The organism is Rhodobacter sp. P2_H5 (assembly GCF_056403335.1).
Window position 1 is genome coordinate 40,100 of the sequence record NZ_JBFUFS010000019.1, and the last position, 22,170, is coordinate 62,269.

At 66.0% G+C, this 22,170-nt stretch carries 24 protein-coding genes and 1 tRNA gene; 8 read left to right on the plus strand and 17 right to left on the minus strand.

From position 1 onward, the window contains the following. Positions 1-50: 50 nt before the first annotated feature. Positions 51-2,066 (minus strand): transketolase, encoded by a 2,016-nt coding sequence (gene tkt, locus AC1DVR_RS19590; RefSeq protein ID WP_478002295.1) that lies wholly within the window; start codon positions 2,064-2,066, stop codon positions 51-53. Between the two features lie 155 nt (positions 2,067-2,221). Between tkt and AC1DVR_RS19595 the strand changes: the two genes are divergently transcribed. The 3 genes from AC1DVR_RS19595 to AC1DVR_RS19605 are packed head-to-tail and all read left to right on the plus strand — an operon-like array spanning position 2,222 to position 3,517. Further along, entirely contained in the window at positions 2,222-2,767 is a 546-nt protein-coding gene (locus AC1DVR_RS19595) for a hypothetical protein (protein WP_478002296.1), read from the plus strand. Then, positions 2,754-3,119 carry a cell division protein ZapA gene (locus AC1DVR_RS19600; RefSeq protein ID WP_478002297.1) on the plus strand — a complete coding sequence of 122 codons (366 nt, stop codon included), beginning with the start codon at positions 2,754-2,756 and terminating at the stop codon, positions 3,117-3,119. Before AC1DVR_RS19595 ends, AC1DVR_RS19600 begins: the two co-directional genes overlap by 14 nt. Next, positions 3,116-3,517, plus strand: coding sequence for a hypothetical protein (locus AC1DVR_RS19605; protein WP_478002298.1), 402 nt, complete (start codon positions 3,116-3,118; stop codon positions 3,515-3,517). Before AC1DVR_RS19600 ends, AC1DVR_RS19605 begins: the two co-directional genes overlap by 4 nt. A gap of 143 nt (positions 3,518-3,660) precedes the next feature. On the opposite strand, the gene grxD is transcribed toward AC1DVR_RS19605, so the two are convergent. The 6 genes from grxD to purL form a co-directional block, all read right to left on the minus strand. Then, the gene (gene grxD / locus AC1DVR_RS19610; RefSeq protein ID WP_478002299.1) at positions 3,661-4,026 is read right to left on the minus strand and encodes a Grx4 family monothiol glutaredoxin; all 366 of its coding nucleotides are present in this window, start codon (positions 4,024-4,026) and stop codon (positions 3,661-3,663) included. Then, complete coding sequence (locus tag AC1DVR_RS19615; RefSeq protein ID WP_478002300.1) at positions 4,023-4,358, minus strand: hypothetical protein; 336 nt, start codon at positions 4,356-4,358, stop codon at positions 4,023-4,025. Before AC1DVR_RS19615 ends, grxD begins: the two co-directional genes overlap by 4 nt. 32 nt (positions 4,359-4,390) lie before the next feature. Continuing rightward, positions 4,391-4,675: a hypothetical protein gene (locus tag AC1DVR_RS19620; RefSeq protein WP_478002301.1), complete on the minus strand. Its 285-nt coding sequence runs from the start codon at positions 4,673-4,675 to the stop codon at positions 4,391-4,393. Continuing rightward, positions 4,675-4,917, minus strand: a complete 243-nt coding sequence (locus tag AC1DVR_RS19625; protein ID WP_478002302.1) for a BolA/IbaG family iron-sulfur metabolism protein — start codon at positions 4,915-4,917, stop codon at positions 4,675-4,677. The genes AC1DVR_RS19620 and AC1DVR_RS19625 overlap by 1 nt, the downstream gene beginning before the upstream one ends. A gap of 84 nt (positions 4,918-5,001) precedes the next feature. Beyond that, positions 5,002-5,460, minus strand: a complete 459-nt coding sequence (locus AC1DVR_RS19630; protein ID WP_478002303.1) for a cupin domain-containing protein — start codon at positions 5,458-5,460, stop codon at positions 5,002-5,004. Next, on the minus strand, positions 5,460-7,619 hold the full coding sequence (purL, locus tag AC1DVR_RS19635; protein WP_478002304.1) for a phosphoribosylformylglycinamidine synthase subunit PurL: 2,160 nt from the start codon (positions 7,617-7,619) through the stop codon (positions 5,460-5,462). Before purL ends, AC1DVR_RS19630 begins: the two co-directional genes overlap by 1 nt. A gap of 207 nt (positions 7,620-7,826) precedes the next feature. On the opposite strand from purL, the gene AC1DVR_RS19640 reads away from it, so the two are divergent. Further along, positions 7,827-8,174 (plus strand): YciI family protein, encoded by a 348-nt coding sequence (locus tag AC1DVR_RS19640; RefSeq protein ID WP_478002305.1) that lies wholly within the window; start codon positions 7,827-7,829, stop codon positions 8,172-8,174. Positions 8,175-8,204: 30 nt separating this feature from the next. Further along, on the plus strand, positions 8,205-9,452 hold the full coding sequence (locus tag AC1DVR_RS19645; RefSeq protein WP_478002306.1) for an RNA polymerase sigma factor: 1,248 nt from the start codon (positions 8,205-8,207) through the stop codon (positions 9,450-9,452). A gap of 271 nt (positions 9,453-9,723) precedes the next feature. Here the strand turns inward: AC1DVR_RS19645 and AC1DVR_RS19650 are convergent, their stop codons facing one another. Next, positions 9,724-10,629: a LysR family transcriptional regulator gene (locus AC1DVR_RS19650; RefSeq protein WP_478002307.1), complete on the minus strand. Its 906-nt coding sequence runs from the start codon at positions 10,627-10,629 to the stop codon at positions 9,724-9,726. A gap of 201 nt (positions 10,630-10,830) precedes the next feature. On the opposite strand from AC1DVR_RS19650, the gene AC1DVR_RS19655 reads away from it, so the two are divergent. Together AC1DVR_RS19655 and AC1DVR_RS19660 are read left to right on the plus strand one after the other, a co-directional pair. Beyond that, entirely contained in the window at positions 10,831-11,643 is an 813-nt protein-coding gene (locus AC1DVR_RS19655; RefSeq protein WP_478002308.1) for a glutamate racemase, read from the plus strand. A gap of 47 nt (positions 11,644-11,690) precedes the next feature. Beyond that, entirely contained in the window at positions 11,691-12,986 is a 1,296-nt protein-coding gene (locus AC1DVR_RS19660; protein WP_478002309.1) for an alpha/beta fold hydrolase, read from the plus strand. Between the two features lie 95 nt (positions 12,987-13,081). Here AC1DVR_RS19660 and AC1DVR_RS19665 read toward each other — a convergent pair. The 6 genes from AC1DVR_RS19665 to tgt all read right to left on the minus strand — a co-directional run bounded on the left by AC1DVR_RS19665 (position 13,082) and on the right by tgt (position 19,455). Further along, positions 13,082-13,156 (minus strand) — tRNA-Val (locus AC1DVR_RS19665). A gap of 12 nt (positions 13,157-13,168) precedes the next feature. Further along, positions 13,169-13,609, minus strand: a complete 441-nt coding sequence (locus tag AC1DVR_RS19670) for an HU family DNA-binding protein (RefSeq protein WP_478002310.1) — start codon at positions 13,607-13,609, stop codon at positions 13,169-13,171. 209 nt (positions 13,610-13,818) lie between these two features. Further along, positions 13,819-16,230 carry an endopeptidase La gene (gene lon, locus AC1DVR_RS19675; protein ID WP_478002311.1) on the minus strand — a complete coding sequence of 804 codons (2,412 nt, stop codon included), beginning with the start codon at positions 16,228-16,230 and terminating at the stop codon, positions 13,819-13,821. Positions 16,231-16,483: 253 nt separating this feature from the next. Continuing rightward, positions 16,484-17,578: an alkene reductase gene (locus AC1DVR_RS19680; protein ID WP_478002312.1), complete on the minus strand. Its 1,095-nt coding sequence runs from the start codon at positions 17,576-17,578 to the stop codon at positions 16,484-16,486. Positions 17,579-17,767: 189 nt separating this feature from the next. Next, on the minus strand, positions 17,768-18,328 hold the full coding sequence (locus AC1DVR_RS19685) for a hypothetical protein (protein WP_478002313.1): 561 nt from the start codon (positions 18,326-18,328) through the stop codon (positions 17,768-17,770). Next, the gene (gene tgt, locus AC1DVR_RS19690) at positions 18,325-19,455 is read right to left on the minus strand and encodes a tRNA guanosine(34) transglycosylase Tgt (protein ID WP_478002314.1); all 1,131 of its coding nucleotides are present in this window, start codon (positions 19,453-19,455) and stop codon (positions 18,325-18,327) included. The genes AC1DVR_RS19685 and tgt overlap by 4 nt, the downstream gene beginning before the upstream one ends. Positions 19,456-19,539: 84 nt before the next feature. Between tgt and AC1DVR_RS19695 the strand changes: the two genes are divergently transcribed. After that, complete coding sequence (locus tag AC1DVR_RS19695; protein WP_478002315.1) at positions 19,540-20,151, plus strand: TetR/AcrR family transcriptional regulator; 612 nt, start codon at positions 19,540-19,542, stop codon at positions 20,149-20,151. A gap of 7 nt (positions 20,152-20,158) precedes the next feature. Here the strand turns inward: AC1DVR_RS19695 and AC1DVR_RS19700 are convergent, their stop codons facing one another. From AC1DVR_RS19700 to AC1DVR_RS19710, 3 genes are read right to left on the minus strand one after another with little or no spacing between them, the layout of a single operon-like run. Further along, the gene (locus AC1DVR_RS19700; RefSeq protein ID WP_478002316.1) at positions 20,159-20,929 is read right to left on the minus strand and encodes an alpha/beta fold hydrolase; all 771 of its coding nucleotides are present in this window, start codon (positions 20,927-20,929) and stop codon (positions 20,159-20,161) included. Between the two features lie 2 nt (positions 20,930-20,931). Beyond that, a complete protein-coding gene (locus tag AC1DVR_RS19705) occupies positions 20,932-21,123 on the minus strand; it encodes a 4-oxalocrotonate tautomerase (RefSeq protein ID WP_478002317.1) in 192 nt (63 codons plus the stop codon). Between the two features lie 18 nt (positions 21,124-21,141). Next, positions 21,142-22,158: an LLM class flavin-dependent oxidoreductase gene (locus AC1DVR_RS19710; protein ID WP_478002318.1), complete on the minus strand. Its 1,017-nt coding sequence runs from the start codon at positions 22,156-22,158 to the stop codon at positions 21,142-21,144. Between the last annotated feature and the right edge of the window lie 12 nt (positions 22,159-22,170).

A 22,170-nucleotide genomic window follows, 5' to 3' on the forward strand; every position in this document is an offset into this window, starting at 1 on the left:
TTCAGACACAAATATCCTGGGGGGTGCGGGGGGCTAGCCCCCCGCTTTCATCAGAGCAGGCTTTTCGCCAGGGCCACGGTATCTTCCGCCGTGATGCCGAACTCCTTGTAGAGCCGGTCGATCGGGGCCGAGGCGCCGAAGCTCTTCATGCCGATGAAGCCCGACTTGGCCTCGCGGCCGCGCTCGCCCAGAAGCCAGCGGTCCCAGCCTTGCCGGACGCCCGCCTCGATCGCGACGCGCACGGTGCCCGGCGGCAGCACGCGCTTGCGGTAGGCCTCGTCCTGGGCCGCGAACAGCTCCATGCAGGGCATCGAGACGACACGGGTGCCGATGCCCTCGGCCTCCAGCGCGTCGCGCGCCTTCAGGGCGATCTCGACCTCGGAGCCGGTGGCCATCAGGATGACCTGACGCTTGCCCGTGGCCTCGGCCAGCACATAGGCGCCCTTGGCGGTCAGGTTGGCGTTGGTATGGGTCATCCGCACGGTCGGCAGGTTCTGCCGGCTCAGCGCCAGCACCGAAGGCGTGGTTTTCGCGGTCAGCGCCAGTTCCCAGGCTTCTGCGGTTTCCACCAGATCGGCGGGGCGGAAGACATGGGTGTTGGGCGTGGCGCGCGAGATCGCCAGATGCTCGACCGGTTGGTGGGTCGGGCCGTCTTCGCCGAGGCCAATCGAGTCATGCGTCATCACATAGACCACCGGCACGCCCATCAGCGCCGAGAGGCGCATCGCCGGGCGGGCATAGTCGGTGAAGCACATGAAGGTGCCGCCATAGGGCCGCACGCCGCCATGCAGCACCAGACCGTTCATCGCGGCCGCCATGCCATGTTCCCGGATGCCGTAGTAGATATAGCGGCCCTTGCGATCCTCGGGCGAGAAGGTGCCGAGGTCCGGGGTCTTGGTGTTGTTGGAACCGGTCAGGTCGGCCGAGCCGCCGATGGTTTCGAACATCACCGGATTGACCGCGGTCAGCACCTTTTCGCTGGCGGCGCGGGTGGCGAGCTTCGGCTTGGCCTCGACGGCGGCCTTCTTCACCTCGTTGATCGCCTTGCGCAGGCCCTTCGGGGCCTCAAGCGCGAAGATCCGCTCCAGAAGGTCGCGGCGGCCCTGCGGCAGGCCGGCCACGACACCCTGCCAGGCGGCATGGGCCTCGGCGCCACGGGTGCCGAAGGCCTCCCACTGCGCCTTGATGTCGGCAGGGATGACGAAGGGGGCGGCGGTCCAGCCATAGGCGGCCTTGGTGTCGGCCATCAGCTTCGGATCGGTCAGCGCGCCGTGACCCTTGGAGGTGTCCTGCGCCGAAGAGCCGAGCGCGATATGGGTCTTGCAGGCGATGAAGGACGGCCCGCCCGAGGTCTTGGCCGCCGTCATGGCGCGGTCGATGTCGACCGGGTCATGGCCGTCGCATTCGAAGACATTCCAGCCCGAGGCGGCAAAGCGCGCCTTCTGGTCGGTCACATCGGCGATGGACACCTTGCCGTCGATGGTGATGCCGTTGTTGTCCCAGAGAACGATCAGGTTTTCCAGCTTCTGCTTGCCGGCCAGCGCCAGGGCTTCCTGAGAGACCCCCTCCATCAGGCAGCCGTCGCCGGCGATCACCCAGGTGCGGTGGTTCATGACACGGGCGCCCAGACGGGCGCGCAGGTTGGCCTCGGCGATGGCGAAGCCGACCGAATTGGCGATGCCCTGACCCAAGGGGCCCGTGGTCGTCTCGATCCCGGCGGCATGGCCATATTCCGGGTGGCCTGCGGTGCGCATGCCCCACTGGCGGAAGCCCTTGATCTGCTCGATCGTGATGTCTTCATAGCCGGTCAGGTACATCAGCGCATAAAGCAGCATCGAGCCATGGCCCGCCGACAGGATGAACCGGTCTCGGTCCGGCCAGCGCGGTGCCTTGGGGTCGAATTTCAGGTGCTTTTCAAACAGCACGGTCGCCACGTCGGCCATGCCCATCGGCATGCCGGAGTGGCCGGAGTTCGCGGCAGCCACCGCATCCAGCGTCAGGGTCCGGATGGCGGCAGCGCGCATCCAATGCTCGGGGTGGCGGGCGCGCAGGGTTTCGATATCCACTTGAGTGTCCTGTAACTGTGAAAGGGGCAGGCCGGGGAATGGGCCGTCAATATCAGGTAAGATGGCAAGTTCAAGCATTCGGTTCGTCCGGGTGGCGGGCAATTGCGCCAAGAACGGCCTTGACGGCAGGGCGTCCGGCTCCGAAAGCTAGGACAATGCAGTCAAACAGGGAAGCCAGGGGCAAGATGGTCGAATTCGCCGAACTGGAACAACGCATCCTGGACGCCTTGGCGCGGATCGGGACGGGGGTGGAGGGGCTGGCCAAGGCCGCGGCCGGGGCGGGCAATACGCCAAGCGCCGCCCAAAGCGAGGAGATCGCCCATCTGCAAGCCGCCCTCGATGCCGAACGCGCGGCGCGGCTGGTCGCCGATGCGGCGCGGGCGGAGGCCGAGGCTGCGGCATTGACCGCCGCAGGCCCGGGTGCCGAAGTGGCGCGCCTGACCCGCCAGCTGGATGCGCAGGGGCTGGACACCCAACGCCTGCGCTCCTCGGTCGCCCAGCTGCGCGAAGAATTGCGCCGTCTGCGCGAGGCCGCCGAGGACGGCGCCGCCGACGCGCCGCTGATCAACCGCGCCCTGCAGGCTGAGCTTGAGGCGCTGCGCGCCGTGCGCGCCTCGGAAACCACCGAGATGGCCGATATCCTGGCCGCCCTTGGCCCCTTGATCGACGCAGAGGAGGCGCAGGCCCATGCCGGACATTGAAATCACCATCGGCGAGCGCAAGTTCTTCGTCACCTGCCGCGCCGGGGAGGAGCATTTCCTGACCACCGCCGCCCGGATGCTGGATGAAGAGGCGACACCCCTGCAGGCCCAGATGGGCCGCCTGCCCGAGGCGCGGATGCTGCTGATGGCCGGGCTGATGCTGGCCGACCGCACCGCCAGCGTGGAGGACGAATTGCGTCAGGCCCGGCTGAAGATCGCGGAACTTGAACGCCAGCCGCGTGTTGACCCCGAGGCGGCGGCGGCGGTGCCGCCCGCCATTGCCGATGCCATGGCCAATCTGGCCGCCCGGGCCGAAAGCCTGGCCGCTTCGATCGAGGAACGTATGACATGACACAACATCTGGATCTCACCCGGACCGGTCCCCGGGCCGCGCGCTGGACTGCCACCGCGGCGGCATTTGTCGCGCTGAGCCTGATCGCGGGCTGCGTGACCCCGCCGCCCGCCCCGCCAACCGCGCCGGCCGACATGCCCGGCCGGGTGGTCGAATACAGCTGCACCACGGGTGGCAAGCTGACCGTCACTTATGGCAATGGCACGGCCATGCTGCCCGGGCCGGAAAACCTGCTTCTGGAAGAGGGCGCTGCGGGTCAGCGCTATTCCTGGCCCTCGGACGGCACGCACCATGTCTGGGTGCTGGACGCCGCCGGAACCGGCACGCTGCTCTTGAAGGACGGCACCAAGGGCGGGGCTGAATCCGTGGTCAAATCGGGCTGCAAGGCCAAGGCCTGAAACAGAAAGGGCGGGGGGGCTCGCCCCCCCGCCGCTGCGCAGTTTCTTCGCTGCTTTGCAGCAAACTGCTTCGCACCGAGGATATTTTCGTCTGGATGAAGGGGGGCGCGGGGGGGCAATGGGACCGGCGCTGCGCCCTTCGATCAGGCTTCCTGGTTGGCTTCGCGGATCTTGGCGGCGGCTTCCTTGTTGAAGGCCACGCCGTTCGCTTCGAACAGCTGGTCCAGCTCGCCCGAGAGGGTCATCTCGGTGACGATGTCGCAGCCGCCGACGAATTCGCCCTTGACGTAAAGCTGCGGGATGGTCGGCCAGTCGGAAAAGTCCTTGATGCCCTGACGGATCTCGGCATCGGCCAGAACGTTCACATCGGCGAATTCAACGCCCATGTAGTTCAGGACGCCCGCCACGCGGGAGGAAAACCCGCATTGCGGCATCATCTTGGTGCCCTTCATGAACAGAACGACGTCGTTCTTTTCCACGGTGTCTTTGATTGTGTCGAGTGCGGTCATATTACGTCTCCATCTTGCGACCTTGCCCACAGCGCGCGGGCGACAGGGTCTTGTGACAAAGGGTCCGTTTTCTGGACCCATTCCTTCGAAGTCTCCGCATCTGTCGCATCACGGCTTTCCATATAGCGATCCAGCGCGACCCGTTTCAACTCACTTTCCCTTGCAAGGCGCGCCACTTCGGCTTTGTGCGCCACGTCTGCTTGGGGTGATCCAGAGGCAAGGCCAGCCAGATCGTACATCCCGGAGAGATCAATTCTAATCGCTAATGACAAGGCAATCCCCGTCCCTGCAACTGCCAGATCCAAGGCACCAATCCTGGCCGGGCTTTTCATAACGCCGTCTTCCTTTCGCCGCGCGCCTTTGCCTATTCTTGGCCTGATTGATCAGGTGCCTTGTTCTCACGTTCCAACGACCTGCTGACCCAGCCCGCAATTCCCCGATGGTAACCCAAGCCAGCTGTTCGGGCGGCGAAATTCTGGGAATTGATGGCCTCGGTTCCCAACAAGGGTTTGCCGTTGCGATCAATCAAGCCTTTGCCATCACGAATGTTGTTCACATCCCGGTTCAGCCAGTTCGTCAGCAGAACCACGACGAAGCACAGGCCCATGATGCCGAACAGGGCAAAGGTTCCGTGCAGCATCCATTCCATCACTCGGGCGCCTTCGTCGTCAGGGCCAGCGCGTGGAGCTCACCGCTCGCGCCGTCCATCTTGCCCTTCAGGCTGGCATAGACCGCGCGCTGTTGCTGGACGCGGTTCATGCCCTTGAAGCTGTCGTCAATCACCTCGGCGGCCCAGTGGTTGCCGTCGCCCGCAAGGTCGGTGATCGTGATCTTCGCCGCCGGGAAGGTGGCGCGGATCAGGGCTTCGATATCCTCGGCCTGCATCGGCATCTGTGGTCTCCTGTCGTTCACCGAAGATGTAAGGCGCGGACGCCAGCGGTGCAAGAGCACAGGCGACGGCGCGCGGCCCTTGCCCTACTTCCGATAGGCCGAGATCGTCGGATTGCCTGAAAAATCGCGGAACTCCTCGACCCCCGTGGCATCGTCATAGGTCAGGATCACGTCGTGGTCGGGATAGGTGATGCGGTCAGCCCCCTTGCGGGTGCCCACGATCATCAGCCGCGCCTCTGCGGCGGAGTCGTTGCGCAGGCAGTGGCCCACCGCCACGCCGGCCTTGAAGGTCGCGCAATCGCCGGGCTGCATCGTGGTCGCGGTATCGCCCTCGATCAGCGTCACGCTGCCGGAGAGGAGGTAGACCAGCTCGTCCTCCTCGGCATGCCAGTGCTTGAGCGAGGTGGCCGAACCGGGCGGCAGGATATGGATGAAGCAGCCGAATTGCGTCAGCCCGCCCGCGCCGGACAGCCAGATCGCCTGGCTCGGGCCGGCGGCCCGGTTGCCGTCTTCGACGGGCGGGATGGCGCGGAACAGGGGCATCAGGCCACCGCTTTGGCGAAGGCTCCCCGGTAGAGGCTGGAGAGCTCGGCGAGGGGCGCGCTTTCGCTGCCGAATTTCACCAGGCTGCCGCCAAAGCTGCCGACCTTGGCCGCCGGAATTCCCGCCTCGGCGGCGCGGGCCAGAAGCTTGGAGGCCTTGCCGCCGGGCAGGGCGACCAGATAGCGCGCCTGATCCTCGCCAAAGAGGGTCGCGGTGTCGCAGGCCTGCAGGCTGACGCCCAGACCGGCCGCATCGGCCATCTCGAAGGCGGCCAGGGCCAGACCGCCGTCCGACAGGTCGGTGCAGGCGTGGAAGGCGCGGCCATTGGCGCGGATGAAGCTGCCATGCGCTTTTTCGGCGGTCAGATCCACCGGCGGCGCATCGCCTTCCTCCAGCCCGAAGGCCTCGGCCAGCAGGGCCGATTGGCCGAGATGCCCCGCCGTCGTGCCGATCAGCACGGCGACGTCGCCCTCTTCCGCCAGACCGCCGATCAGCGCGGCTGCATCCTGCAGGATGCCCACGGCGCCAATGGTCGGCGTCGGCAGGATGCCCTTGCCGTCGGTTTCATTGTAAAGCGACACGTTGCCCGAGACGATCGGCATGTCGAGCGCGATGCAGGCCTCGCCGATCCCCTTCAACGCGCCGACCAGCTGGCCCATGATCTCGGGCTTTTCGGGGTTGCCGAAGTTCAGGTTGTCGGTGGTGGCCAAGGGCAGGGCGCCCACGGCGGAGAGGTTGCGGTAGGCCTCGGCCACCGCCTGCTTGCCGCCCTCCTTCGGGTTGGCCTTCACATAGCGCGGGGTCACGTCCGAGGTGAAGGCGAGGGCCTTCTTGGTGCCATGCACGCGAACCACGCCGGCGCCCATGCCGGGGCGGCGGATCGTGTCGGCCAGAACCTGGCTGTCGTACTGCTCCCAGACCCAGGCCTTGTGGGCATAGGAGGGCGAGCCGATCAGCGCCTTCAGCCCGTCAATCGCCCCGATGGCGGGATGGGCGGGGGTGGCACCGGCAGCCGGGGTTTCCACCCAAGGACGGTCATATTCCGGGGCCGAGGAGGAGAGTTTCGACAGGGGCAGGTCGGCTTTCACCTCATTGCCATGCAGGATCAGGAAGCGGTCCTCGGCAATCGTCTCGCCGACGATGGCGAAGTCTAGGTCCCATTTCACGAAGATCGCCCGCGCCACGGCCTCAAGCTCGGGCTTGAGGACCATCAGCATCCGCTCCTGGGATTCCGAGAGCATCATCTCGTAGGCACTCATGTTGGTTTCGCGCTGCGGCACGTCATCGAGTTGCAGCTTGATGCCAAGGCCGCCCTTGTCGCCCATCTCCACGGCCGAACAGGTCAGGCCCGCGGCCCCCATGTCCTGGATCGAGATCACGGCGCCCGAGGCCATCAGCTCAAGGCAGGCTTCCAGCAGGCGCTTTTCGGTGAAGGGGTCGCCGACCTGAACGGTCGGGCGTTTCTCCTCGATCGTCTCGTCGAATTCGGCCGAGGCCATGGTAGCGCCGCCGACGCCGTCGCGTCCGGTCTTGGCCCCAAGGTAGACCACCGGCATCCCCACACCCGAAGCGACCGAGTAGAAGATCTTGTCGGCATCGGCCAGACCCGCCGCAAAGGCGTTGACCAGGCAGTTGCCGTTGTAGGACTTGTGGAAGCGCACTTCACCGCCGACCGTCGGCACGCCGAAAGCGTTGCCATAGCCGCCGACGCCTTCAACCACGCCCTTGACGAGGTGGGAGGTCTTGGGATGCGAGGGTACGCCGAAAGACAGCGAGTTCATCGCCGCAATCGGCCGCGCGCCCATGGTGAACACATCGCGCAGGATGCCGCCGACGCCGGTGGCAGCGCCCTGATAGGGCTCGATGTAGGAAGGGTGGTTGTGACTTTCCATCTTGAAGATCACGGCCTGCCCGTCGCCGATGTCGACCACGCCGGCGTTCTCGCCCGGGCCGCAGATGACCTGAGGCCCGGTGACCGGCAGGGTGCGCAGCCATTTCTTCGACGACTTGTACGAGCAATGCTCGTTCCACATCGCCGAGAAGATCCCAAGTTCGGTGAAGCTCGGCACCCGGCCGATGATGCCCAGCAGGCGCTCATACTCGTCGGGCTTCAACCCGTGGCTGGCAATCAGTTCCGGTGTGATCATCGGCTCGGCCATGGCGGTCTCCTGAAGCGGGGTTGGGGCCTCTTAGAACAAGCGGGGGGGCAGGAAAAGGGGGGGTGGACGACAGGCCGGACACGGGCAAAGATTTTTTGCCGAGACATGTCGAATCCGGGGCAGGATCAGCGTCCTTGAGGGGCGAACCGGACAACGGCCTGTTGCGCCGGACCGCACCTGCCCAAACCCTCATCAAAGGACATGACGATGAAATACCTCGCCCTGATCTACGCCGACCCCGCCAAGTCCCCGCAATATGGCTCGCCCGAGTTCGCCCGGATGCTGGCCGACTACACCGCCCTGACCGTCAAGATGAAGGCCGAAGGCGTCTTCATCGCCGGCGACGGGCTGAAACCGGTCGAGACGGCGACCTCGGTCCGCCTGCGCGGCGGCAAGGTCGAGACCATGGACGGCCCCTTTGCCGAGACCAAGGAGCATCTCGGCGGCTATTATCTGATCGAGGTGCCCGATCTCGACCTCGCGCTGGCCTATGCAGCCCAGATCCCGAGCGCGGCCTTCGGCACCATCGAAGTGCGCCCGCTGATCGAACGTTGACCGGCGGGCCCCAGCCAGAATGTCGGACCGATGACCGCCCCTGACCCCGCCATAGCGGCGCTTCTGGCGCAGACCCTGCGGCTGGACCGGGGGCGGATTATCGCCGCCCTGATCGCAAGGGTGGGCGATTTTCAGCTGGCCGAGGAGGCCCTGCAGGAGGCGGGGGCCGCCGCGCTGGTCCATTGGGCGCGCAGCGGGCCGCCGGATAGGCCGCTGGCCTGGCTGATAAGGGTCGCCTTCCGCAAGGCGATCGACCGCCTGCGCCGCGCCAAACGCGATGCGGAGCAGGCGGCGGCCCTCGCCCTTCTGGCGCGCGACGAGGCGGAGGAGGAGGGTGACACCGTGCTGGGCCTGTCCGACGACCGCCTGCGCCTGATCTTCACCTGCTGCCACCCGGCGCTGGCGCCGAAATCCCGCGTCGCCCTGACTCTGCGCACCATTGCAGGGCTATCGACCGCCGAAATCGCCCGCGCCTTTCTGGACAGCGAAGCCACGATGGCGCAGCGGCTGACCCGGGCCAAGACCAAGCTGCGCGAGGCCGGGATCCGCTTTGCCGTGCCGGGGCCCGAGGATTGGCCGGCGCGGTTGGACTCGGTCCTGGCCGTGGTCTATCTGATCTTCAACGCGGGCTATACGGCGGGGCCGGCGGAGGACCCAGAAGCCGAAACCCGCGATCTGTGCGAGGAGGCGATCTTCCTCGCGCGGCTCATCACCGAAATGCAGCCGGGCATGGCGCCCGACCTCGCGGAAGCCGAGGGCTGTCTCGCGCTCATGCTCTTGACCCACGCCCGCAGCCCGGCGCGCCGGGCAGGGGGCGTCACCGTGCCCCTTGCCGCGCAGGACCGCAACCTGTGGGACAGGGCGGCCCAGGCCGAAGGGCTGGCGCTGCTGGCGCGGGCGATGGCGCGGGCAAGCCCCGGCCCCTACCAGATCAAGGCCGCCATCAGCGCCTGCCATCTGGGTGCTGCGCCCGACTGGCCGCAGATCGCAGCCCTGTACGGCGCGCTGGAGGCGCATGAGCCGACCCCTGTGGTCCGGCTCAACCATGCCGTGGCTCTGGCCGAAGCCGGCGACCTTGCGGCGGGGCTGGAGATGCTTTTCAGCCTCGGCCCGGCCTTGCCGGACTATCAACCCTACCATGCGGCGCTGGCGGAATACCTCGCCCGCACAGAATCATTCGCCGCCGCCCGCCGGGCTTTTGACCGTGCGATCGCGCTCTCGGCCTCTTCCTCGGACGCCGCATATTTGGCCAAACGCCGGGATGCGCTGCCTTTCTGACGGGCAAATATCGGAAAAATCACGATAAAGCAAAAAAAAGGCCGAGCTTTCGCTCGGCCAAGTCCAACAGGGAGGTATGAGGTGATAAGAGCGAACTCGATTACCGCCTCGTGGACTTACTTAGGTCGCGACATGCCGGGCGGCAATGTCAAACATGCTGCTGATGCAGCAATGCCGCCATGCATTTTTTGCATGGCTGTCCTTGTCATGAAGCATAGGCCAAGGGCCGCCGTCTGATACAGACGGCTGGGCGCTGCGCAGGCGCCGGTGATCAGGCCTCTGGCGCTTCTTGCTGGCGCTGTCGATAGGCCATGATCTCTTCGATCACAAAGTCGCGGAAGGCCGCCACACGCTTGGAATGGCGCAGTTCTTCCGGGTAGGCGAGGAACACCGGCACTTCGTCGCTTTCCACATCGGGCAGGACGCGGACCAGATGGCGGAATTCCTCGGTGATGTAATCGGGCAGAACCCCGATGCCGAGGTGGTTCAAGACGCCCTGCAGTACGCCGAAGTAATTGTTCACCGTCAGGGTCGAGGGGATGTCATGGCTCATCAGCTCGGCAACCAGCAGGGCACCGGCGGCGACCTGTGCGGTGCCGGCGTGCTGGCTGATCAGGCGGTGCGAGGTCATCTCGTCCACCGAGGTCGGGGTGCCATGCTTTTCAAGGTACTCCGGCGAGGCGTAGAGCCGCATCCGGATCTGCATCAGGCGCTTGCGGATCAGGTCGGCTTGGGTCGGTTCCTTCATGCGGATCGCGACATCGGCCTCGCGCATCGGCAGGTCCAGCACGCGCTCTTCCAGCATCAGGTCGATCTTCAGCGCCGGGTATTTCGCGTAAAGCTTGGCCAGACGCGGCGCCAGCCACATCGTGCCGAAGCCGGTGGTGGTGGTGACGCGCAGCTCGCCGAAGACCTCATCCTCGCTGTCGCGGATCCGGGCGGCGGCGGCGTCCAGGCGGCGGACCATCTGGCTGGTGGCGTCAAACAACAGCTCGCCCTGCTCGGTCAGGATCAGGCCGCGGGCATGGCGGTGAAACAGGGTGACGGAAAGCGATTCCTCCAGCGCGCGGATCTGGCGGCTGACGGCGGATTGGCTGAGGTGCAAGACATCGCCCGCATGGGTCAGGGAGCCCTTGTCGGCCACCGCGTGAAATATGCGCAGCTTGTCCCAATCCATCACGATGGTCTCTCCCTCAAATCGCAGGCTAGCATGGCCACTTCTGTGGCCCAAGAAGTTCCGGCTGTAAACCGCTTTGGGCGACAGATGTGTGCTTTCCGGGTGCGGCTTGCGCCCCCTGCTTCCCTCCGGGCGCGGCACGGGCTATTCTTTCGCGCAACGGCGGCGCAAAGGCGCAAGAACCGGGCAAAGGGGCAAGAGATGGCAGTGGGCATATTCGATTCCGGTCTGGGCGGGTTGACGGTACTGGATGCGGTCAGCCGCAGGCTGCCCGAGGTGCCCTTTGTCTACTTCGGCGACAACGCCCATGCGCCTTACGGGGTGCGCACCCATGACGACATCTTCAACCTGACCTGTGCCGCCACCGAACGGCTGTGGGACGAGGGCTGCGACCTCGTGATCCTCGCCTGCAACACCGCCTCGGCTGCGGCGCTGAAGCGGATGCAGGAGACCTGGGTGCCGTCGGACAAGCGGGTGCTTGGGGTCTTTGTCCCCCTGATCGAGGCGCTGACCGAACGGCAATGGGGCGACAACTCGCCGCCGCGCGAAGTGGCGGTCAAGCATGTGGCGCTGTTCGCCACCCCCGCCACCGTGGCCAGCCGCGCCTTCCAGCGCGAACTGGCCTTCCGCGCCATCGGCGTCGATGTCGAGGCGCAACCCTGTGGCGGCGTGGTCGATGCGATCGAGCAGGGCGACGAGATCCTGGCCGAGGCCTTGGTCCGCTCCCATGTCGAGGCGCTGAAACGCCGGATGCCGCAGCCCGAGGCCGCCGTGCTGGGCTGCACGCATTACCCCCTGATGGCGGCCGCCTTTCAGGAGGCGCTGGGGCCCGAGGTCAAGGTCTATTCCCAGGCCAATCTGGTCGCCGAAAGCCTGACCGACTATCTGCAACGCCGGCCTGAATTTCTGGGTCCAGGCAGCGTGTCGAAATTCCTGACCACGGGTGATCCGAAGAACGTCTCCAGCAAGGCCACCCAGTTCCTGCGCCGCAAGATCACGTTCGAGGCCGCCTGACACCGCCCTCAGGCCAGGCCCATCCCTCCAGACCCCGCCGAGGCCCCATGTCCACAATTCCCCTTTCGGAATACACCATCCCCGGTCTGCACATCCGCGAGCACAGCCTGCCGGTGCCGCTCGACTGGTCCAGACCCGAGGGCGAGGTGATCCAGGTCTTCGCGCGTGAGGTGGTGGACCCGGCCCGCAAGGCCGAGGATCTGCCGGTTCTGGCCTTTCTGCAGGGCGGGCCGGGCGGCAAGTCGCCCCGGCCCAGCGGCGGCGGGCCGGCCTGGCTTGCTCAGGCGCTGGCCACCCATCGGGTCGTGCTGATCGACCAGCGCGGCACCGGACGCTCCTCGCGGATCGAGGGGGCGGCGATGGCCCGCTTTGCCTCGGGGGCGGAGGGGGCCGACTACCTGGCCCATTTTCGCGCCGACAGCATCGTGCGCGACTGCGAGCATCTGCGCAAAACCCTCTACGCCGCCGCGCCCTGGGAGACTTTGGGCCAAAGCTACGGCGGTTTTCTGACCCTGACCTATCTGTCCCTTGCGCCCGAGGGTCTGAAGGCCTGCTATGTCACGGGCGGGCTTGCCGGGCTGACCGCCACGGCGGAGGAGGTCTACCGGCGCACCTATCCCAGGGTGGCCGCCAAGACCCGCGCCTATTACGCGCGCTTCGGCCACGATGCGGCCGTCGTCGCCCGCATCGCCGATCTGCTGGCCGGTCAGGACATCCGCCTGCCCGATGGCGACCGCCTGACCCTGCAGCGGTTCCAGAGCCTCGGGCTCGATCTGGGCATGTCCACCGGGGCCGAGACCCTGCACTGGCTGGTGGACGAGGCCTTTGCTGCCGGCCCCGACCGGCTGAGCGACGGCTTTCTGGCCGCCGTGATGGCAAACACCAGCTATGACGACAACCCCTTGTTCATGGTGCTGCAGGAAAGCATCTACGGCCAGAACGGCGCTGCCACCGCCTGGGCGGCGGAGCGGGTGCGGGCGGAGTTTCCCGCCTTTGCCCCGGAGCACCGTCCGCTGATGTTCACCGGCGAGATGATGTACCCCTGGATGCTGTCGGACATCCGCGCTCTGCGTCCCTTTGCCAAGGCGGCCGAGGCGCTGGCACAGCGCGCATTTGAAGGCACGCTCTACGATCCCGACCGCCTGGCGCAGAATCAGGTTCCGGTCGCAGCGGCGGTCTATTTCGATGACATGTACGTCGACGCCGCCCTGTCGCTGCAGACGGCCGAGAAGGTCGGGAACCTGCGCGCCTGGGTGACCAACGAATATGAACATGACGGGCTGCGCAAGGACGCCGCCGTCCTGAAACGCCTGATGGACATGGTCGCCCGCGACTGCGCCTGAGGGGAGGGCCCCAGGAAGGCGCCCTCTTGCACAGCGCCCGGAAAACCAAAAAGTCCGGCGACCTTGCAAGGTCGCCGGGCTTTTGGCGGAAAGAATGGTGGGCGATAACGGATTTGAACCGCTGACATCTTCGATGTGAACGAAGCGCTCTACCGCTGAGCTAATCGCCCGATGGCGGCTACTTAGCCTTGATCGGAACCCTCTGCAAGAGTGTCTTTTTCATCCATCGCATCGGAATCTTCGGCGCCCGCCTTGGCCTTGCCGCCCGGTTCGCCCTGGCGCAGTTTCAGCGTCATGACCGGGCTCGCCTCGGTCGCCTTGCGCGCCACGCGCAGATGGCCGAGGCCCGGCAGGCTCAGCGGCTCGCCGCGCGCGAGGACCGCGCCCATCTCGGCCAGGGCGGCGTCGATGATCGGTTTGACGTCCTTGCGCTTGGCACCCGAAACCTCGGTCACCCGGTCGACCAGACCTTTCAGGCGCAGGCCGACGGTCACCTTCGCGGGGTCTTTCGCGGCGGGTGCCTGCGTCGCGCTCTCGGGCTTCGGCTTGGCCGCAGCGGCGGCTTTCGCGCCGGGCTTGGCGGCAGGCTTGGGGGTCTTGGCAGGGGTCGCTTTGGTGGCCATGATCTGGGTCCGGTACTGCTGGTGAATTTGACGCGACGCTAGACCTAAACTCCGCACTTGCAAACTGCCCAATGCAAAGAAAACCGGCGTTGAGGGGCAGTCTTGCGCCGGTTTGCAGCCGCCTTGCCCGGCCTTTGCCCTGTGCAGGGCGTTCCCATGAAAAAGGCGCCCCCGGAGGGGCGCCTTCGTCTGGTTTCAAGCCTTGCTGCTCAGTGGGCCGTGGTCGGCTGGGGCGCCTGATCGCGCAGCGCCTGGCGGGCGGCGGCGGCAGCCTCTTCAGCGGCTTCATCCCATTCCACCGGAACCGGCTCGCGCACGAGGGCGATCTTCAGCACTTCGCGCACATGGGTCACGGGGATGATCGTCAGCCCCTTCTTCACATTCTCCGGAATATCCACCAGATCCTTGGCGTTTTCTTCCGGGATCAGCACGGTCGTCATGCCAGCCCTGAGGGCCGCCAGCAGCTTCTCTTTCAACCCGCCGATCGGCAGCGCGTTGCCGCGCAGCGTCACCTCGCCCGTCATCGCCACGTCCTTGCGGACCGGGATGCCGGTGATTACCGAGACGATCGAGGTCACCATGGCCAGACCGGCCGAGGGACCATCCTTCGGCGTAGCCCCTTCCGGGACGTGGACGTGGATGTCCATCGTCTCGAACTTGGGCGGCTTCACCCCGAGCTGCGGGCTGACCGAGCGGACGTAAGACGACGCCGCTTCGATCGATTCCTTCATGACGTCGCCCAGTTTCCCGGTCGTCTTCATGCGGCCCTTGCCCGGCAGTTTCAGCGCTTCGATCTGCAGGATTTCCCCGCCGACCGAGGTCCAGGCCAGACCCGTCACCACGCCGACCTGATCTTCCTTCTCGGCCAGGCCGTGACGGAAGCGTTGGACGCCGAGGTATTCCTCGACCTTGGCCTCATCGACATGGACCGAGGTGGTCTTGCCCTTGAGGATGTCGGTCAGGGCCTTGCGGCTCAGCTTGGCGATTTCGCGTTCCAGGTTCCGCACGCCGGCTTCCCGGGTGTAGTAGCGGATCGCGTGGGTCAGGGCGGCGTCGGTGACGTCGAACTCGGTTTTCTTCAGACCATTGGCCTTGATCTGCTTGGGCAACAGGTGGCCCTTCGCGATTTCCAGCTTTTCATCCTCGGTGTAGCCCGACAGAGAGATGATCTCCATCCGGTCCAGCAGAGGTCCAGGCATGTTGTACGAGTTGGCCGTGGTGATGAACATCACGTTGGACAGATCGTATTCCACTTCCAGATAGTGGTCGGTGAAGGTGGCGTTTTGTTCCGGGTCCAGCACCTCCAGCATCGCCGAGGCGGGGTCGCCACGGAAATCCTGGCCCATCTTGTCGATTTCGTCGAGCAGGATCAGCGGGTTGGTCGTCTTCGCCTTCTTCAGCGCCTGGATGATCTTGCCGGGCATCGAGCCGATATAGGTCCGACGGTGGCCGCGGATTTCGGATTCGTCGCGCACGCCACCCAGAGAGATCCGGATGAACTCACGCCCCGTCGCCTTGGCCACAGACCGCCCAAGCGAGGTTTTACCCACACCCGGAGGACCGACGAGGCACAGGATCGGCCCCTTCAGCTTGGTCGAACGCGCCTGCACCGCCAGATATTCGACGATGCGTTCCTTGACCTTTTCCAGACCATAGTGATCCAGATCCAGCACTTTCTGGGCCTCGATCAGGTCTTTCTTGACCCGGGACTTGGTGCCCCACGGAACCGACAACAGCCAGTCGAGGTAGTTGCGCACCACCGTCGCCTCAGCGCTCATCGGCGACATCGACTTCAGCTTCTTCAACTCGGCCTCGGCCTTCTCGCGGGCCTCCTTGGAGAACTTGGTGGCGGCCACCCGTTCTTCCAACTCGGTCAGCTCGTTCTGGCCATCCTCGCCATCGCCAAGCTCCTTCTGAATGGCCTTCATCTGCTCATTCAGATAATACTCGCGCTGGGTCTTCTCCATCTGGGTTTTCACCCGCGACTTGATCTTCTTTTCGACCTGCAGAACCGACATTTCGCCCTGCATGTGGCCGAAGATCTTCTCCAACCGCTCGGCGACGTCGAGCGTCTCCAGAATCTCCTGCTTGAGGCTGACTTCCGCGCCAAGATGGCCGGCCACGAGGTCGGCCAGACGGGCCGGTTCATGGGTGTCGGCCACGGCTTGCAGGGCCTCTTCGGGGATGTTCTTCTTGATCTTGGCGTAACGCTCGAACTCATCCGTCACCGAGCGCACCATGGCCTCGGCCGCGGTCTTGTCGCCGGGCACTTCGGACAGCCGTTCGGCGCGCGCCTCGAAGAAATTCGGGTTCTCGACGAATTCGGTGATCTTGACGCGGCCCTTGCCTTCGACCAGCACCTTCACGGTGCCATCGGGAAGTTTGAGCAATTGCAGCACGTTGGCGAGCACGCCCACGCGGTAGATGCCATCCGTGCCCGGGTCGTCGACCGAGGGGTCGATCTGGCTGGACAAAAGGATTTGCTTGTCATCCGCCATGACCTCTTCCAGCGCGCGGACCGATTTTTCGCGGCCAACGAACAGGGGAACGATCATGTGCGGGAAAACCACGATGTCGCGCAGCGGCAGCACCGGGTAGCTTTGTGACAACTTGTCCGTCATCGTTTTTCCTTTCTGGCAGGAAGGCCGGGGTCCCGTGCGTCGGCAACCATAGGGGCCTCCCCCTCTTCGAATTCTATATCTGGTAGCTGCCCTTGTGGCTTTCAACCAGGCGAACAACACATTCTGAGAGCCTGCGCCTTGCCGCAAAAATCTTCAAGCGGCCTTTGCAGAAAACCCGACAGATCCGGCTTGCTCCCGCGCACCGGGGCGGCGCGCGGGGCGGATTGCGGGCGATCCGGGGCCCGGTCCCGGCTCAGGCCGCGACTTCGGCCAGGGTCGGGTAGTCGGTGTAACCTTCCCGCCCGCCGCCGTAAAGATTGGCGGTCGGCAGGGGGTTGAGGGGGGCGTTCAGCGCCAGCCGTTCGGCCAGATCCGGGTTGGAGATGTAGAGCTTGCCGAAGGCCACCAGATCGACCTTGCCACCGGCCACCGCCGCGATCGCCGCAGCGCGGTCATAGCCGTTGTTGGCCATGTAGACGCCGTTGAAACGGTCGCGCAGGGTTTCCAGGGCACCCGCCGGCCACTCGCGCGGGCCGCCGGTCTGACCCTCGACCATGTGGAGGAAGGCCACGCCCGCCGCATTCAGCACGTCGATCGCGGCCGAGAAGGTCGCCACCGTGTCGCTGTCGATGCCGACGTTGTTGGCGTTGGAGAAGGGGCTGAGGCGCACGCCGACCCGGTCCGCGCCCAGAACGCCCGCCACGGCCGAAACCACTTCGGCCAGAAGGCGCACGCGGTTGGAAATCGGCCCGCCGTAAGCATCGGTCCGCTTGTTGGAGGTGTCGCGCAGGAACTGGTCGATCAGGTAGCCATTGGCGGCATGGATCTCGACCCCGTCAAAGCCGGCATCCCGGGCATTCTCGGCGGCCTTGCGGTAGTCATCGACCACGCGGGCGATCTCTTCGGTCTCCAAGGCGCGGGGCACCGAGGTTTCGACAAAGCCCTTGCCGTCGAAGGTCTTGGAGAAGGCGCCGATGGCCGAGGGGCCGACCGGAGCCTGACCATTGGGCTGCAGCGAGGTATGGCTGATCCGGCCGACATGCCAGATTTGCGCGACGATCTTGCCGCCCTTGGCATGGACCGCCTTGGTGACCTTCTTCCAGCCCTCGACCTGTGCTGCGCTGTAGATCCCCGGGGTCCAGGCATAACCTTTGCCTTCGGGCGAGATCTGGGTGCCTTCGGTGATCAGCAGGCCGGCGCCGGCGCGTTGGGCGTAGTATTCGGCGTGGATGTCATAGGGGGTGTCGCCCTCGGGATTGGCGCGGTTGCGCGTCAGGGGCGCCATCACGACGCGGTTTTTCAGCGTCAGCGCGCCAACCGTCAGAGGGGTGAACAAAGCTTCGGTCATGTCTTGCATCCTTGTGGGGAAGTCTTGGGCTTGGGAGGGCGTCTTGGGCAGCGCAGCGTGCCCGAAAAGGCATGGGTGACACCTAGTGACGTTCCGCGCCGCTACAAGGCGCGGGCGCGACTGTCACAACAGAGCCGCCCTGCGGGATTTGCATGGCTGGCAGGTCACGACAGGCGGGGGACAAGCGACTCAGGGCGCCCGGTGCAGGTTGAAGACCGCCCGCGCCGTCTGGCCGGAGCCTTCGCCCTTGACCACCATGGCGAGGTCATCCGGCGTCAGGGCAAAGAGCCAGAGCGTCGCGCTGGCGCCCTCATCCATCGGCATCTTGACGAGGAATTGCGGCAGGCTCGCGGGGTCGCAGGTCAGGCCGAGGGCTGTGACTTCCGGCGCCAGAAGCTCGGAGGCGGGCAGGGGCGATTCCCCCGGCAGGGCGAAATCCGGCCGGGTCTGGAGCGAGACCACCGTATAGGGCACCAGTGTGACGGCGGGAAACAGCGTGTCCTCGGCCAGCGTCAGGCTCCGCCCGTCCGAGGTGAAGACCGCCTTCTGCGGCGCATCGTCCGCCGGAAGCGGCTGCACCTTGCCATCGGCCAAAGCCACAAGGCCGCTGCGGAACACCGCCTGCCAGGTGCCGGCCAGATCAGAGGCCACGCCAAGCCGCGGAGCGCCCGTCAGCCCGCAGTAATCGCCAGCCATGGCTTCGCCGGACAGAAGCCCCGTCAGCAAGACGGCGGGGAGCAGTTTCCTCATAGCGGGTCGATATCTCCCTTGGCGCGGTTTTCGTGGAATTCGGCCACGAAGGCCGAAAGCCGTCCTGCGGCGATGGCATCGCGCAGGCCCTGCATCAGTTCCTGATAATAATGCAGGTTGTGCCAGGTCATCAGCATCGAGGCGATGATCTCTTCGGATTTGAAGACATGGTGCAGATAGGCGCGGGAATAGTTGCGGCAGCAGGGGCAGGTGCATTCGGCATCCACCGGGCGCGGGTCGTCCTGATGGCGGGCGTTCTTGATCGTCACCGGACCGCGCCGGGTCCAGAGCTGGCCAGTGCGGCCGGAACGGCTCGGCAGCACGCAGTCCATCATGTCGACGCCGCGCTCGACCGCGCCCACGATGTCATCGGGTTTGCCCACGCCCATCAGATAGCGCGGCTTGTCTTCGGGCAGCATGCCGGGGGCATAGTCGAGGACGCCGAACATCGCCTCTTGCCCCTCGCCAACCGCAAGACCGCCGATGGCGTAGCCGTCAAAGCCGATCGCGCGCAGCGCCTCGGCACTTTCGCCGCGCAGGTCCTGGTTGACCCCGCCCTGCTGGATGCCGAACAAGGCATGGCCCGGGCGGTCGCCGAAGGCATCGCGCGAGCGTTTGGCCCAGCGCATCGACATGCGCATCGACTTGGCCACCACCTCATCCGTCGCGGGCAGGGCAGGGCATTCGTCGAAACACATCACGATATCGGAGCCGAGGAGCTTCTGGATCTCCATGCTGCGCTCGGGCGAGAGCATGTGTTTGGACCCGTCGATATGGGAGGAGAATTTCACCCCCTCCTCGGTCAGCTTGCGCAGGGCGGCAAGGCTCATCACCTGGAACCCGCCGGAATCGGTCAGGATCGGGCGGTCCCAGTTCATGAACTTGTGCAGGCCCCCAAGCCGGGCGATCCGCTCGGCGGTCGGGCGCAGCATCAGGTGGTAGGTGTTGCCCAGCAGGATATCCGCCCCGGTCGCGCGCACGCTTTCGGGCATCATCGCCTTGACCGTGGCCGCCGTGCCGACCGGCATGAAGGCCGGGGTGCGAATTTCGCCCCGCGGGGTCTGGATCACCCCGGTGCGGGCGCGGCCATCCGTGGCGTTGATCTGGAATGCGAAACGTTCGGCCATGGGGACCCTCCATCAGCTTGCCCTTCTGCGTCAGACCGGCCAAAAAGCCAAGAGCCCGCAACCCGATCTTCCGTGAGGCATCCAATGACCCAACGCAGCCAACGCGCCACCGACCGCCGGCATGACATTGCCGCCGCGGCGCTGGTCTGCCTGCAGACGGGCGGCTATGCGGCGCTGACCGCGCGCAAGATCGCGGCCGAGGCGGGGCTGTCGCTGGGTCATATCTCTTACCATTTCGCCAGCATGGACGAGGTGCTGTCCGAGGCTTACCGGCTGGCCTCGGCCAATCTCGGCAAGGCCGAGGCGGCGCTTCTGGCCGTAGGCAGCGGTGAGGCGGTCACCCCCGCGGCACGTCTGGCGGCCTTTCTGGCGGCGGGCTTCACCCCGGCGATCCTGACGCCGGCGCATCTGCGGGTGCGGATCGATCTGTGGAGTGCGGCCCTGAGCCATCCCGCCATCGCCGAAACCGAGCTTGCGCTTTACACCGATTACCGCGCCCGGCTGACCGGCCATCTGACCGCGCTGGCGCTGCCGGCCCATGCGCCGCGGATCGTGGCGGTGGCCGATCTGATCATGGCGGCGCTGGACGGGCTCTGGCTCGACTGGATGCGCCGCCGCGATGAAGGTGCCGTGCAGAACGGGCTGGCGCTGTGCCAGAAGATCGCCCTGGCCGAGTTGACAGGGCCCGAGGGCTGAGATCCGGTCAGCCCGCCGGTTGCTTCAGCAGAAAACGCCGGACCTCGGGCAGGACGCGGTCGGTGGCCTCGATGAAGATCGCGTGTTTGAGCCCCTCGAGGATCACCAGCTCCGACCCCGGCAGCGCCTGATGGATCAGGGTGTTGAGCCGTGGGTTGCAGCCGCCGTCCAACTCTCCGGTGATGATCTGGCAAGGGGCTTTGACCTCTGCCAGCCAGGCGGCCATTTCGGTTTCGGCATAGATGTCAAAGACGTTGAGGAAGACCTCCGGGTCGGTGGCCATCACTTGCGCCTTGCGCCAGTCGATCACCTCGGGGTGGGCGGCGCAGAAGGCATCGGTGAACCAGCGCGCGGTCAGCGTGTCGAGCACCGGGCCGATGCCCTTCTCGCGCATCATTACGACCACGCCGCGCACCTTGGCGCTGTCATCTGCCGTGCGGAAGGCGGCGGTCGACCAGAGGCCGAGGCTCAGGACCCTGTCCGGGTGGCGCAGCGCGTAGCGCGGCCCGATCATCCCGCCCAGCGAATGGCCGGCGAAATGCGCGGCCTCGATGTCCAGGCGGGCGCGCAGGTCCTCAAGGTCATCGACCAGATCGTCGAGGTCGAAGCGGCCCGCGGGCAGGGGCGACAGCCCATGGCCGCGCAGGTCGTAGGAGATGCAGGTGAAACGGTCGCGCAGACCCTCGACCAGGCGGTCAAAGGTGGCCCGGCGCGCGCCGATGCCGTGGATCAGGAACAGGGCGGGGCCCTGGCCGGCAACCGAAAAGGCGCTTTGCATGCTCAGGTCTTCGGCGCCGAGGCGAGTTTGCCCGCCGAGGCCCAGTCGTGCTTGGCGACATCGGTGAAGATGATCGTGACGCTGGCGGGCGTGCCGCCGCAGGTGTCACAAAAAGCCTTGGTGACGGCCTCGGCGCAGGCGCTTTTCTGTTCCGGGGTGCGGCCTTCGAACATGTCGATGCGGATGACGGGCATGGGGGGCTCCTTCTGGGGTCAGGTTTGGGAGGGCTTGCGGAAATGCGGCATCACCTCGGCGGCGAAGGCGGACATCATGGCGAGGGTCGCCGCCTGCGGCTGGCCGAAGTTCGAGGTGACGATCATCTCGTCAATCCCGAGGCCCGCATAGCCGGCCAGACGGTCGATCATCTCGTCCTTCTGGCAGATCAGGATGTTCTGGCCCAGCTCCTCGGCGGTTTGCGGGCGGGGCAGGGGGCGGATGATGCCCTTGTCGACCAGGCCCGGCCCGCCAAAGACATTGTCGAAGCTGGAATAGTAGAGCTGCGCCTGATCGACGATGCGGCGGCGCTCGTCCTCGGAGTGCACAAGGTAGATGCCGCGTTGCAGGGCCAGCCGGTTGGCATGGCCGCCCGCCGCCTTGCCGCGGTGAAAGGCGCTGACCTGCGCCTCCAGCGCGCCATGGGCGGCGCTGAGCGGCGTGGTCTGGATGTGATAGCCCTGCCTTGCCGCAGCCTCGATCCCCGGGGGCGACATGACGCCCAGCATCAGGGGCACCGGCGCCTCGGGGCGCGGCATGATCGTCACCGCGTCGAACCGGTACTGCGCGCCGTGGAACGAGACCTCCTCGCCGGTCAGCAGGGCTTCCAGCACCTGGAGCGATTCCTCGAACCGCGGCCGCGTCTCGTCGAAGGGCACCCCGAGCTGCCCGGTCTCGTAGCCGAAAGCGCCCTTGCCGACGCCGAGGGTCAGGCGCCCGTCGCACAGGGCCTGGGCCTGCACGATCTCGCCCGCAAAGATCCGCATGTCGCGCAGGGGAAGCTGGCAGATCGAGGTGACGAGCCGCAGGTGGTTGGTATGGGCCGCGATCTTGACCGCCATCTGCAGGGGCGAGGGGATCAGGAGTACATTGACCAGATGATGCTCCGGGATGCCCACGCCGTCATAGCCACAAGCCTCGGCATGGACGGCCTGGGCCACGGTCTCGCGGTAAAGCCTTGTGCCGCCCATCGCGGGGTCAAGCATGTGGCTGGACAGGAAATGCAGGAAATCCATCGGCGCCTCCGG